Raw genomic sequence first — 14,718 nt, 5'->3', positions numbered from 1 at the left:
CAGACCAAACCCTATTACCCTCTTCGTCATATGCCTCAACAGGTGTTCCAAGATAATCACTAATAATACTATAATGACCTTCACTCGTAATCTTTGCAGAAGGGACAAACCCTTCATTAAACACCCATGTAACTAGATTATCTGCTATAGCGGTATCAGTCTGTGAAGAATTCAGATTGTCTAAAGTATCTACAACATTCTGTGTGGAGTACTCATGCAGAATCGTATTGCCATCCCATACAAAATGCGTTGCCTTATCCTCAGAACGCTTCTCTATCCGTCTACCTAGAGCATCATACTTGAAAGTAACTTCCGTATGATCTGGCTTAATGACCTTCGACAACATGCCATTGCCATAATACTCGTACTTCCACGTATCTCCATTCTTTTCGACTTTCTCTATGAGATTTCCTTCTTCATCATAAGAGAATTGGGCATCTTGTGTTGCTAGTAATCTACTGCCAGCACCATAAACACGATCTTTTTTGTCTTTTGTTTCATATAGATTGCCGACATCATCGACGCTACGGTATAAGAAATCAAATTTACTATCTTGATTGGCCCAGACGAGGTTACTGAATTCGTCGTAACCATACGTTACTTTTACACCGGTTAGCTCATTGACCATGCTGCGTAATTGGTGATTCACATCCCAATTATACACACGTCTTCGCGTATTTCGGCTTTGACTACATACGCGATGGTGTGTTGGTCTACCTGTGATATCATATTGCCATTTACTGATGACATCCCCTGGCAGGATTCGCTCAATCTCTTGCCCGAGTTCATTGTATTGCATCGAGGCTGTCCACTGGCCTTGCTCGGAGCGAGAGGCAGTCATTTGTAAGATATTGCCCAGCTCATTACGCATGACATCGATTTTGGCACCGAGGCTGCTTGTTATTTGGGAGCGATTGCCTAACTCGTCATAGCTACTGGCAATCCACTGGTCATTTTGCCACTCCTTGATGACTTGGCCGGACAGGTCTCGTTCTAGTTTGACGGTTACATGGTCGTTTTCCGTTTCTTTTAGCGAGCCGTTTTTGTCATAGGCAAACGTTTCCCATGTGCCATCATAGTAGTCTGATCGTATGACATTCCCTAGATCATCATGCTGATACGCTGTCCAACGATTTCCTGGACGTTGGATGCGCTGAACCAATCCTGCTGGACTTCGCTCATACGTTTTTTCCATATCATCAAAGCCGATTTCCTTGATGATATGACCTTTCGTATCACGTTCAAACGTATATGCTTCGCCTCTTTCATTGATCACAGCGGTTAATTGCTCCTCTGTATCATAAGTGAATTGTACTTTCTTACCACCTTGTTTTCGAGACGTTAGGCTACCAAGAATCGTGTAATCAAAGGCAACTTGCGTATGGTTATCCTTCGCAAAAATAATATCGTCATAGGCATTGTACTGTAATTGCACATCGTTACCATCTGAAAGATTTGCACGAACAAGGCGATTCAAGTGATCGTAACGGAACTTCTCTGTCGCCCCTAATGGATTGGTTGTACTAATGCAGTTACCTCGGCGGTCATATGTCCAAGTGGAGCTTGTCCCGTCTGGTAATGTCACTTGGCTCAAGTTCAAATCTGCATCATACGCTAAGCTTACCATATGACCTTGCGCATTTGTCACTGTGTCAATTAAACGATGCTCATTATAGGAAAATTCAGTCTTTGTACCGTCTTCTAACATAATTGCCTGCAATGTACCGTCTTCATTATAGATCCACTGACGACTTCCGCCCTCTGCGTTAACTGCTTGAATGAGCCTATCCTTAGTATCATACTGTGAGGATAATGTACTGCCATCTGTAAGAGTGATGGTTACCGGATTTGCCCATTCATCATAGCTGAATGTTGTTGTGCGGCCATCTTCATCTACTTCTTGGAGTAATTCAAAGTCCTCATTATATTCATAGCTGACTTCACTGCCATCTGGATAGACAATTTTCGTACACAAGTTATCTTTATTAAAATAGTAATAGCTTGTATGTCCTAAACTATTAGTGATTTCATTATAGCCGTCGAAATAGGCAAGCTCACCTGCTAGAACATTGCCATCTCCCCATGTTTTGATTACTCTTGCCCCTGTTGTTGGGCCATCGTAGCGCCAGAAGAAGCTATTTTTATTGCGGTCGATTTTTTGCATCATTAAGTGATTCACATAGGTTATATGCGTGCTCTGACCTAATGCATCTTGAATTTCGATTAGATCCTGAACATCATTATAAACATAGCGCACCAATACTTCACGATTGTTCTGATTACGTAAGGCAACTTCTGTCATTCTTCCTGCCTCATTGGTCGTAACATCTAGAATTCTGCCAACGCTATCTGTTACTTGAGATAGGAAACCTTTATTGTTATAAACAAATTGAAGATTGTGCTCTTGCTCATTTTTTACTTCTTTTAATCGGTATGTTGTTGCTGTTACTTGTTCGAATGCATAAATTAATCGTGTATCATGCTCAAACAAATGATACTCTTCCCCCGTATTTATCAGGGTCATTCTTTCTTTTTTATTAAAATATGGCAAATTTATTGGTAAAATTGGAAACCCAACTGCACGACCATCTGTTACTACAATCCCAATCAGGTCTTCTTCCTCAAATATCTCTAAGGCAAGATCGTAGATAAAGTGCATACCATGACCTGACAAGCCAACCCGGCTACTATCACTGTACCAAGCTCGTTCCCATGAAAGAGGGATTGGTCCAGGTAGCTCAAAGTCTACACCTTCATATATCATTCGTCCTGTAATTAAATCAACAGGTTCAAAGCCTTTTTTACAGAATTTATCACTTAACCCTTTTGTACAATTAAATTTCTTTAATACCCCATGGTTAAATTTCGTTAGCTCTGTTTTGGCCATTGCTTTCATACCGTCTACTGCCTTCGAAACAGCTAGCACTTCGTCCATGGAGGCGATGACTTTATCTGCTGCTGTCTTGACGCTCTTTGAGCCCTTGTTGGCTACCGCTGATACGGTATCTAGCGTCTTGGATACTTTTGTGTAAGCTGCTTTCATCCCTTTAACTGCTTTTGAGGCATCAACTGCCTTATCCGCAGCCTTTGCCGTTTTACTCGCTGCCTCTGCCACTTTTGCTGCTTTCTTGGCCTTGTATGCTGTTTTTGCTGCATCACCAACTATTGGAACCGCCCCCACTAAGTTCATGGCTGCGCCCATATAGTCTCCCCGAGCTAAACTAATACCTGCATTCGCAATATCTGCAATTGTCCCTATACCAGGAATGAATCCAGCTACATCCAGTGCCAAACTTACACCATCTAATAAACTACTAAAAAAGCCTTTTTTCTCTTTTTTCACCTCTGCCTTTTGGGGGAAAATGACGTCAACTTTCGACGTAGCTTCGATTGCTTCTTCATTTAACTTCGGAGGTTGGCTTTTCTTCTCTGTACCTTCCTGATCAATAAGTGTACTAATTAACTGTGTGTCAGCAGCAAGGATTACATGACTTTGCTCCTTTGCTGAAATGGCAATCCACTCTTCCGCCTCTACAGATAGCTCTTTCATACCGCTAATGTCAAGTGTTTCGTCCGCTGCAAGCATGATGGTACTGTTACTAAGAAATGTTACACCTTCTCCATCATCCATCTTTAAATCCAATACCCCATCTACTGCACTAAAGGTAATATCCCCAACACCTAATGTCACATCTTTCCCAGCATTGGTCGCTAATGATTTAACGGTCGTGTCCGCCATTTTCTTCGTCTGCTTTTGACTACCCTCAGGTGTGACTGGGTCAACCCGGACAGAGCTAATAACGATAGCCTCTTCTTCCACTGCACTCGGAAAATGTAATTGGGCACGTGCTCCTATTTGAGGCATTAAATACATAACCCCATTCGCATCGGCAGAATAAGCAAACCAATGGGCCTTTGCTTTATCCTGTTTTTTATCGATATCCAAATGAATTTTCACCGTGTTCTGTGTGACATCGATGATCTTTCCTGTAAAAGCTGCCCCAATAAGATCTAAATTGCGTACCAATCGCTGGCGAATACTTTTCTCTGGTTGGGCAGTATAGTGAAACGTTAAGACACCACCCTCAAGACAGACTTCCCGAGCCGTAATAACATAGGATCTTCCTTTTAATTGGACTGTAGTGCCTAGCTCATAGGCCTCTGTGCTTTCAAACTCACAAAAAGTATAATCGATTTCGCTTACATCAGTGCCATCGTTTTCAGTAATCAGCCGATACGTATCGATATCCATTCGTAATGTGGAAGGTAAATGGTCGATTGATATGCTTTTCCTACTTTGCGGTGTACCCAACCAAAATCGCGGCCCTTTTCCTTTTAAATCTGGGAAAACAACCGCATTTAGATTTGAGGCCATTCTTTTAATAAATGCCCAATCTGTTTCTAAGTATTGAATGGAAATATGACCAATGGCTTGGCTATTAGAAGCATGGTCGATGTAATCACCCTGAGGGTAGGCTCCCACAATATGATTCATTAACTCTACATACGTCATAGTCGCATCTTGGAAAGACCGGGAGCGTTTCTCAATATCCATGTTTGCTGTAAACGATACCGCTTCAACTAAGACATAATGCACACCTTGAACAGCCTGTAACTCTGCATTTTCGATTCGTCCTGAAAACAAAATACCTTGCTCTCGTCCAAATTTCACAACCACTTCATCAGTATGACTGACCCTTTGAATATACTTTTGTGCTTGCTCTTCAGCAATCATTCCTGTAAAGTACAATCTCGCATGGTCATTGCCTTTATGTTTAATGGTTAGTTTATCTAAATGAATAAGAGGATAAGGCCATTCAAGCACAAGATCCTCATACGTACTAATCATGTGGACTTCTTTTTTTTCTAGCGTTGTCATTGCTTACCTCCTTTCAAGCAATTTATTTTTTTAAAAACCTTGTTTTGGTATTTCCAAATCCTCTTGTCCATCATGAACTATATCGATTTTGCCTCCGCCTGCAGAGCATTGCGTATGACAACGGTTTAATAGCGCTTGCTTCCCCTCGATATTGACATTTTCCATCCCTTCCATCCAGTCGATGGAACATGCTGGCGTACACGGCTTTTTTAATTTCAAGCAAACACCAAAGGTTGGGATATTTTCAGGGTTTCGATCGCCTACATTCATAACGGCTTTGCCTTTTATATAAACGCCATGATCCTGTGGTAAATTTAAATAATTCAGATGGCTACCATGCTCACAGGAAATGATTGCTCCATGTACCACATAACTAAATTGCTCTTGTCCCGAACCCTCTGTCTCCAAATTTTCTACAACTTGAGCCATTTGCTATCCTTCCCTTCAGATTATTTGTGATCATTTTCGCGTTTACACTGTAGCTACAGTGTTTCATAATTTATCGTTTCTCTAGCTTTACTCGCTGTAGCTGAATTCCAAGAAATGATCGCCTTAAGAGACTTTCTGCCACATCCAAATTAACGATGGTAAAAGATTCCCTTTTGCCATCAACCTGAAAAATACAATCCAATTCCACACTTTTGGGGTTAATCACAAGCTCCTTTATGCGTCCGTCTGGATAATACGTCGTTTCATGTGAAATACAATGCTTTTTCACAATGTCCAAAAGCCAATAGATGCGCTGTGTTCCTTTCATAACATCCGTAAAAACAATGGCCGTAAATGCTAAGTTATCCTCGTATTTTACTAATAACTTTTTTAATTGTTCAGACACGATTCTCCGAGGCTTTTCTAAATAATCCAAATAGAGTGCATTCTCTTTTTCTATCACTTCTCCAAAAACAGACGAACAGACAAAATCATCATCGAGGTCTGTCTTCATAGGAATAATTGGATTAGTAATACTTTGATCTTGTCGAAGAATAAAATACTCCATCTTTTCCTCCTGTAACCACCATTGCTTCCCTTCATCACTTTTGTACAAAGTTAATGAATCCAATGAATGTCTTTTATCTGTTCTGGGCTGAATAGATACTTTTCTTGATCGCGTTTAAAGAAGGTTGCACCTTTAAGATTGGCACCTGTAAAATTGGCACCTGCCATCTGCGCAAACTCAAATCTTGCATTTTCTAAATTCGCATTACTGAAATCTGTGCCAAGATAGCTCGCAACTTCATAATTGGAAAGCCTTAGCGTTTTTCCCTGCGCATGAGTAAAATTCGCGCCTGCTAAATTAGCCTGTCGAAAATCAGCATCTTGAATGGCTGCATATGAAAAATCAGCATTGGCTAATCTACACTGTTGAAAACTAGTACCGATGCATACACTGTGTTTCCATGAGGAGCCTTCTAAATTACTCTCTTTGAAATTCGCATAGGAGAAGTCCAGCTGATTGAAATCTTTCTGCTGTAAGGGAAGGTTCGAGAAGTTTTCAAACGTATACGATTGGTCGGTCTCTTTGTTCTCTAACCATAAAAGAAGGTTCTTCTCCTCACGTTCCCGTTCGTCGATGATTGCAACATCTTCACTGAACCCTTTATATTCACCGACACGAAAACGTAAGCACGCTGTTCGTTGAAAATTGATTTTTGGTACGCATTCTTTTTGATAGCGAAAGAGATAGCGTATCAATTGAATGATAAAGTGATGAAATAGGATAACTGTCTGCTGAATAATGACTCGAACGTCCGCTGCTTGAATGCTGAGATAGGGTTTTCTTTCTTTTTCAAGTATTGTTTGTAACTCTGTAATTGCCTCACTTAGCCAATCCGCTTCATACTGTGCCGTGCATTCTGTCCATTCGTAATACCAAGCTTCTCCATAGGCTTCTAGCAAATACGTAAACTTGTTTTCTAGCAAAGACGTTCTTAGCAATGAAAAATGAATAAAAGCAACAGATGCTAATCTTCCCTGCCCTTGCTGCTCTCTAATATTCGCAAACAACTGTTCAAGGGAGTGAATGATTGGCTGTAGCAAAAGTTCCTTGTTTTGGCGAAACCGTCGAACAACTTTAACTTGCAATCGGCTGACATGAACTGACACGCATTCATCCATAAAATGCTGTAATGCTTCTTCTCGTTTCATGCATCCACTTCCTCACTAATTTGCTCGTACTTCCGTTCCCTTAATTTCCATTTTGTCTTCCATCTTGATGGAATTATCTTTACACGTCATCTCAATTTTCTCATTTGCATTAATCATAATTTGCTTCGCATTGATGACGACTTTATCTGTTGCTTTTAAGTTAATATTTTTATCACTTATGATTGAAATACCATTATCATCCATAAGTGAAATCATTAATCCCCCACCAGAAATGACAATCCGATCAGGAGCTAGTAGAATTTGTTTCCCATGCTTCGTTCTCAGTGTTTTCACATCTGGGTCAGCCATTCGCATCGGGTCTTGGCGACTATCTTCTGGCGCTGTAGCACCTGATTGCCCACCACCATCTTGACTAGTAGGATTCGTTGCTGCTAACATTGCTCCAGATTGGGGAGGTGCTTTTGATACGGAGCTAATGGCAATCCCTTCATCCTCACGATTGCTTGGGAAATAAATTCTAACGTTGTCAGATAACTCAGGCATAAAATACCATCCTGTATTATCTTCCGATGCATAGATTGTTGAATATGGAAACCAATAGGCCGTGTCCTTTTCTTGCCCCTCATCAAAATTGACATGAATACGAATTTTGTCCCCAGCCACATCAATTACTTTTCCTTGAATAGAGGCACCAATAATAGCTTGATTGTAAGTCGTGTGAACACTAAAGCCATTTTGTGGTGTTAACGTATAGATATGCTTTAATAAACCATTTTTTAGCTTTGAGACAATTTTATAAACATACAATTTCATTGATTGGAAAGTAACTTCATTACCTATTTTGAATGATTGAGTCGACTCCACCTCATAGTACATGTAGTCACTATCCGTAATGCTATCGAGATGATTTTTACTAGAGATTAGGAAGTTGCCGATTGCTTTTTTAACTCGGTAATTAAGGGCATCCATTTTTGGTGTGTTACCCGGTTGAAACGGTACACCGAAGTAGAACTTTGCCGCCCCATGAATGGTATCTGGCACCAAGCCTGTATGAAATCTCGATGCCATTCGCTTAAGAAATTCCCAATCGGTCTCTAAATATTGCATCGTGAAGCTACCAAGACTAGCCCCCTTTGTGACATGGTCCATAAAATCCGCGCCTGGTTGATCGGCAATACATACATTGATTAATTCACTATAGGGCATGCTTGCATTTTGATATGTTTGATTTTTCTTCTTCACATCTAACTTATACGTATGTGAAACGGCTTTAACCTCCAAATAATACGTACCCATAACCATTTTCACTTGGACATCTAACGCAAGCCCATTAAATATAGGTGTGGATTGTCCATTGCTACCAATTTGTAATACTTCAATGGCTGTTTCTGCATCTGTCATATAGACGTAGGAATCTTCAAGTTCATCTGGAATCACGCCTGTTAAACGCAATGTTGCATGCTCGTTCATTTGTTGTGTAATTTCGATTTCACTAACGCGGATATTATAGGGCATCACAACCATATCTTTATACGTTAAAGCTGTTTCCTTATTTACTCGCTCCATCAAACAACACCTTCTCCATCTAATGATTTGTTTTCGATTGAGATTGATTCCATCATGCCGTATGCAATGGGTTGCCAAATAGGCATTTCTGATTTCAAGCAATTGACCGAGCCTGTTGCTACATTATCGCCTACCATAAACAAAAACATTAAATTGTAAATTTTAGAGTCTAGAGCCTTCGTAATGAAATCAAAATAGCCGATTTGACGACCATCCACTTCTTTTATGCCAATATCTAACATATCAGCATCTGGCTGTAATTTTCGAAGGATATTCATCATCGTATGTGTGAAATCTTCTAATTCCTCTTCTTGAATCTGTTGCTCCATCATTTTCATCGTGATGTTAATAGATGTACTTTCACTTGTGTAGATATAATCGGGTCTACGGCTTGATGGATATTTAATATCCATTAATTCAGGTTCCATCTCTTCAAAAGCTGTAGGGATAAACATCCGAATTTGGTCCTCATAAAAACTACTCTCTGCAAATTCAATCATTTCATCTTCAATCATTAGCTGGCCTTCTTTAATGGCTTGAACGATGTCAGTATGTAACAATTGGTTTTCAATGTTCTCCAGTCGTTTCTTCTGCCTTGCATGCTTCGTCATCTCAATGACTTCTTCATCCATGAAATTCATTTTTTCCCCTCCTTTGTTATTCGTATTTCTTATCTTCCTCTAACTAGCCAACCTCTTAATTCACTAGTAGACTATTAATCAACTATCATGCGCTTAGGTCGCCCTTGACCGACCCCTTTCATCCGACTACTGCCCTTAGATTCCAACAAAATGCGATTTAAATATTTATGAATTTGGCTATTAGATAAAGATTGATAGTCCAACTCTAGCCGGTTGCAAATATAGAAATCAATTACATCTCGTTGCACTCTCTCCTGATTTAAGCACTCTAAGGCAAAGGCAATATCATACGGATTAGTGGGTCGATTTTTTAAAAGCTCTCGCGAAAAGTATTGCAAAATGAGTGGATGGTAGGTGCTTTTTTCTAGCCCTGCATACTGACAATGAAGATAATTAACAGTATTATATTCTGTCGCAAAGTCGAAAAAATCGGTATGCTGTGAGCGTAATTTGGCACCTAATTTTAATTTAAAGCGCGCTAATTCTAGTTCATTATGAGCAAGCTCTAACGAATCGTCTAAGACAATCTCTGTTCTGTAATTGCTAAAGTCTAAGTCATTTGCTTCTTCAGCAAATCGCACTTTTAAAATCGTTTCACTTCCTGTAGCTTCATAAGGAAGCTCATAGCTACTATCTAGCATATAGAGCCTTCCTTTATGCTTAATAATGCCTTTTGTAATGATAAGACGTGTATCCGCTACAATAATATGGACACCAGCAATGATGCCGTTTGAATAATCTTGAAAATATAAATCTAAAAAATCTCTTGGGTAATCTCGCAAATTCTCCAGCATTTCTCGCTTTAAAATGCGACCTTTATGAAAATGTGGATATTGATTAGCAAACAAGCTGTCACCCACCTCTTTTCTTTTTTATCACGTGAGCTTGCTCTACTTTAATCCGTCAAAGAAATCTAGTTCCGATAAATCAGCTTCAAAGGCGAAGAATTCCTTCTTTCCAATAAACAGCTGTTCGTCTTTTCGTGCTACTGGCACCACATGAAAGCCCCAATGATCTTCGCCTGCAAAAACAAAGAATTTCACTTCGCCATTCATGATAGAATCCGTCTCGTCTTGTGGAATTTTATCGTAATAGTTTGCCGCAATATTTTCATAAAGAACAGGCTTAAAATTCTCAGGACGATTAAAGTAAGTGTATTTATAGGATGACTGATTGTCACTGCCAGTTAGGAAAAACTCCACCTCTGTTACACCCCATGGACGGGAAATAGTACCATGAATTTGGTTTAGCCTTTCTAAGCTACTAATAAGTAATTTTTCCTGGCGATTATGTGTAAAGGCACTTACAGCATAAGGTACAACAGGAGCATGATTTGTCACTTTTGTTTCAATCATGCCTATCTTTTTCGCATTTAAATAGCGCAGTGCTCCTCTAAGGCAAGCAAGCTTTAATTCTGGCACTTTACCAATATTTTCAGCTTTTTGCCTAAATTCAATGCTTCGTCCGGGTACAAATTCTTTTAAAGCCTCACGAAATGCATCAATCTTACAGGACTGTCCAGTTAATTTAATAATAGAGTATTCGCCCAAAAGACCACTCTCATAAAATTCCTCTAAAAACTCACGCACAATATCATAAATATCAGCCTTGATAAGATGATTAATTTCTTTTATGTTGAAAAAGACATTTGGATAATCATAAACTTCCTTAAATTGATTGTTTTCAAGCAGAGATAGGCACCATCGATCTACTGCTGTCACATTTAAATCGCTATCGTGCTGCATATCACTGTCCGAATAAAAGCGGCTTCTTAAAATGCCTGTTTTACGGAAAAATTCCTTCTTCATTTCCTCTGCCATTTCCCATAAGAAATAATAATTATTTCGGACACGTAAGTATTCATCACGTGTGCGATTTTCATATTCCTTAAAGCGAGTTGGAATGATATACTCAGCATCTGAAAAGGCTTTTTCAAATTGTTTGTATACCTCGTCAACCCCATGATCGTCTACATATCGATAAATATCCTTGCCTGGAATATCAATGAGTGCATCAATATCATAAGCACTTTTTCCCCGACTATAGTAATTGGCAAAGACAATCTTCATAAATTGGAAAATACGATAGGTAATATTGTTGCCCCCAAAATTGGTATCTCCATTTTCATAGGTTGTATGAATATCAATTTTGTATGAAATATGTCCATCCTCTATTCGAAACTTACAGGAGGAAAGGTCGGTTGTTCCACCACCACAATCAATGACCAGTGCCTTATATTCCTTCCCATCCAAGAAGCTATTATTCTCTATTTGATTGGCGATTGTATTATAAAGAACCGCCATCCCTTCATCGAGAGCATGTTCTGTTTCGATGTTGTATTCAGGTAAAATTGTCTGAAACATATCTAAAAATTGATTTTTCAGCTTTACAGGACTGGAAATATGTAAATGCTTGAAGCGACATTTAAATTGATGCTCTGCCATTTGAATAATATAAAGCATAAACTCTCTTAATATCTGACTTCGCGGAACAAGTGCTGTATTTCCGTTCGCATCCATTATCTCTTCCAATTTGGCATAATTACTAACCCAGCGTTTAATGCCTTGGAATTTCGTTGCCAATGAAGTGTAGCTATTTTTTTTCATCATTTTTAACGCTTCATAGCCATAGTAATAGCTCACTTGATCTTGATTTGAGCAATCTGCCACTGTCATGACTGTCGGCACTACTTCGATCCATTCATTTTGGTGAAGCGGATCTGGAAACTGGACAAAATTAATGCTATTTAGCTGAATTCTGTCATTTAATAGGTCATGGCTACAAGGAGAAGAGACATAATCACTTTCTAAGTAAACACCAGCCGTTGTATTGGTAGTTCCAAAATCAATGGCAAGAATCGCATCGGTTGTTTCCAGCTGTTTAATCTCTAAATCTGGTATTGGAACCTTATAGTAGTGAAGGTTTGTAGGCGGAAGTGGGGTCTCCTGATAGTAAGTCTTATAGATATACTCAGAATCTTGCTTTCTTAAAAATATAAAGCTGTAGTTTTTATTGTTAGTCTTTCGAATTTCTAGTGCCTCATCTGCCGCAAAATAGTACTTGTTTGGCTGCTGATCGTCTTTTATAACATGAAGGATGCCGCAAAGATCTAGCTGCTCATTGACTAGCAGTACATTGGATTCAACTAGAAATCCTCCTGTTTCTACGAAATACTGATCTGGCTTATCAATTTTCATACCGCTATATAAGCTCATTTTGGCAGGAATTTTTATCTCACCATTGTCAGACAGTGGTGTTTTTAAATACTGCTGCACAGCCGCTTCTACTCTTTCGAATCCCCCATCCTTACTTTCTTTAATTAGAGGGTTTTCTTCAGCGCCACGATATCGTAAAATTTTGTCGATTAACTCGTCTCTGGTTAATGTATTAATAAGCCCTGTCACAAGTTTTTCCTTATAACAAATATTCCTCAGCTGGAAGGTTGTCATTTCCATTAATTCTACTCGTGTATAGGTCATAAACTTTTTTTCTGTATAACGCTTATTCGCATACAGTTTATATGAATATTTAGTCGTCATTACGAATCCCTCCTCTGCCCTGTTTAGTAAAGAGCTATTCGATCTAGCTTCATTGTTTCCTCTGCATCGATTATGCCGAAGTGATATTGCCAATAAACCTCTATATGGAAGCTGATAGGCAAAAATATTTCCTGTATGAGCTGTACCTTTTGCTCATTCTGCTCTGTCTTCTTCTGACGTATATATAAAAGCAACTCATCTTGCTCCTCTGATTTTACATAGATGAAACAACCTTTAAAGAGCCTTTTTAGCGTATCCTTTAATAAGTAAATTTCATCCCCGGTCTGGTACAGTCTCAGCATGTTCAGGACCACGATTTCTTGTTCCTTTTTTGAAAACGAACAAATATTATGACGTACTACATTGCCAAATACATTGGCTTCGATATCTTTTAAAATAAAGCGAATAAAAAACTCTTTTTTATTCATCCCCTGCATACGATCAATGTCAGCTAAGAAATGCAGTACGATGTCAAAAAAATATTCCCTAAACGCTCTATCAGATGTATTATCCGGGTGAAAAAGATTGTTAAAAATATCAAAGTAGCGATAGTACGGATTTACTTCGACGTGCTGCTCAACCAACTGTGTATTTAAAAACTGTGGACTAAGCTCCATATAGGGCGAATATGTCTCGGCAAGGTGAAAATTTATATCCTTTTTAGAAAGTCCTTCATCCTCGGCTTTAATGAGCAAATCCCAAATATAATTCATAGCCACACACCTACACATTTATATTCGAAGAAATGTCGCTGTACCTCGGATACTAAAAAGCTCAAAATATCATTTGCTATAAAATCTTTTTTCTCTTTTGCCTTAAACTTTAGTAGCATCGTTTTTTTATGACTATTTTCACCTATCATTTCTGTTAAGAAAGGGTTTACTGAATGCGTAAAACCTGCCCTTGAAAAAGAGTCCACTATCTCCACATCTACTAGCTCAACGCTAACAGCTGCCTCGAAGGAGTTAATCATCCTAGTAATCTCCCCCTTCGTTTTAACATTTGCAGTATACTTACTAGCAAATTTGTGCATAAAATGCTCTATTCGTCGATTGGAAACAAGCTCATAATGAAGCTTTCCAATTTTTTCATCTTCCATTTTTGCAATTTTGATTAACTGCCAAACCCCTGATTTGTCTTGTGGTGAAACAATGGTTAATTCATTATCTGAACGTTTAACGTAGCGAACATTCTCCTCATCCGCTTCAACAAGATACCCATGCTCGTTGCCAATTTTGCGGATTGAAAGGACATGCTCATAATTGACCTTATCGATAGCAGGAATGGGGAATCCCACATTCTTGACCTCATGTCGCTCAATATTCCATAGTGGAACCATGTCCAGTCTCTTTTTTGGCTCGTATTCCTCTAAATCAACTATTATCTCAATGATTTCAGTATCTTCATTGAAAGGTGGACAATCCACTAAATGTACATCCAAAAATTTATAGGCGTATGGGTGATGAATGGTTTTCCATGGCAATCCATTAATTTGAAATATCGGATATAGCTGATCGATTTCTTGCAAATAGTCTGAATTTCTTGAAAGACTTACCTTTATCTCTAGTTGTCCTTCTGTTGTGACGAGAGTTCCGTTAAAGCGTCGTTTCTCAACTAATAACTGCTGAATTTGTATCGAGTCACACTCTAGAAATAAAGTACACAGGACGGCTTGTTCTTTGTTTTTAAACGATTGAAGTAATTTGGCTGTATCGATTGCTTTCGTTTCTAAATCAGTTGGTCGCATCGGAAATAAACATTGATGAATCGGGTCAACATCCTCCTTTGAACTAAGCGTGACATAAATGTCAAACCTATTCTCAACATCTTCTATTTCGTTAAATACTCGCTCTTCAAGCTTTCTATTCATTTCATCCTGATAGTCAATTAAATTTACAAAAACGCCACTGACAATATCTTTTAGCAGTTGACGTTGCTCTAAATCCTCTATTTTGCGTAACCGTTCAAACATGAGCTCTTTTATCAC

Annotated in this window: 10 protein-coding genes; all 10 read right to left on the bottom strand. The window is 38.9% G+C overall.

Translation table 11 applies throughout. The features are described from left to right. Positions 1-4,879 (bottom strand): DUF6531 domain-containing protein (locus tag CD31_RS00990; RefSeq protein WP_036075056.1); only part of this gene is annotated, 4,879 nt, incomplete at its 3' end. A gap of 30 nt (positions 4,880-4,909) precedes the next feature. Further along, positions 4,910-5,308 carry a DUF4280 domain-containing protein gene (locus tag CD31_RS00985; RefSeq protein WP_036075055.1) on the bottom strand — a complete coding sequence of 133 codons (399 nt, stop codon included), beginning with the start codon at positions 5,306-5,308 and terminating at the stop codon, positions 4,910-4,912. A gap of 70 nt (positions 5,309-5,378) precedes the next feature. Then, positions 5,379-5,876, bottom strand: coding sequence for a hypothetical protein (locus tag CD31_RS00980; RefSeq protein ID WP_036075054.1), 498 nt, complete (start codon positions 5,874-5,876; stop codon positions 5,379-5,381). A gap of 50 nt (positions 5,877-5,926) precedes the next feature. Next, positions 5,927-7,024, bottom strand: a complete 1,098-nt coding sequence (locus CD31_RS00975; RefSeq protein WP_036075053.1) for a pentapeptide repeat-containing protein — start codon at positions 7,022-7,024, stop codon at positions 5,927-5,929. Between the two features lie 15 nt (positions 7,025-7,039). After that, the gene (locus CD31_RS00970; RefSeq protein ID WP_036075052.1) at positions 7,040-8,551 is read right to left on the bottom strand and encodes a phage baseplate assembly protein V; all 1,512 of its coding nucleotides are present in this window, start codon (positions 8,549-8,551) and stop codon (positions 7,040-7,042) included. Beyond that, entirely contained in the window at positions 8,551-9,192 is a 642-nt protein-coding gene (locus CD31_RS00965; RefSeq protein WP_036075050.1) for a hypothetical protein, read from the bottom strand. The genes CD31_RS00970 and CD31_RS00965 overlap by 1 nt, the downstream gene beginning before the upstream one ends. 74 nt (positions 9,193-9,266) lie before the next feature. After that, positions 9,267-10,040: a hypothetical protein gene (locus CD31_RS00960; protein ID WP_036075048.1), complete on the bottom strand. Its 774-nt coding sequence runs from the start codon at positions 10,038-10,040 to the stop codon at positions 9,267-9,269. Positions 10,041-10,082: 42 nt separating this feature from the next. Further along, the gene (locus tag CD31_RS00955; RefSeq protein ID WP_036075047.1) at positions 10,083-12,731 is read right to left on the bottom strand and encodes an acetate and sugar kinases/Hsc70/actin family protein; all 2,649 of its coding nucleotides are present in this window, start codon (positions 12,729-12,731) and stop codon (positions 10,083-10,085) included. 23 nt (positions 12,732-12,754) lie between these two features. Further along, on the bottom strand, positions 12,755-13,450 hold the full coding sequence (locus CD31_RS00950) for an iron-dependent peroxidase (RefSeq protein ID WP_081977432.1): 696 nt from the start codon (positions 13,448-13,450) through the stop codon (positions 12,755-12,757). Then, positions 13,441-14,718: a normocyte-binding protein gene (locus CD31_RS00945; RefSeq protein WP_342351941.1), complete on the bottom strand. Its 1,278-nt coding sequence runs from the start codon at positions 14,716-14,718 to the stop codon at positions 13,441-13,443. Before CD31_RS00945 ends, CD31_RS00950 begins: the two co-directional genes overlap by 10 nt.

It is taken from the genome of Lysinibacillus boronitolerans JCM 21713 = 10a = NBRC 103108 (genome assembly GCF_000772935.1).
Lineage (GTDB): Bacteria > Bacillota > Bacilli > Bacillales_A > Planococcaceae > Lysinibacillus > Lysinibacillus boronitolerans.
The sequence above is the reverse complement of the archived record's forward strand: the minus strand, read 5'-3'. Positions and strand labels throughout refer to the sequence as shown.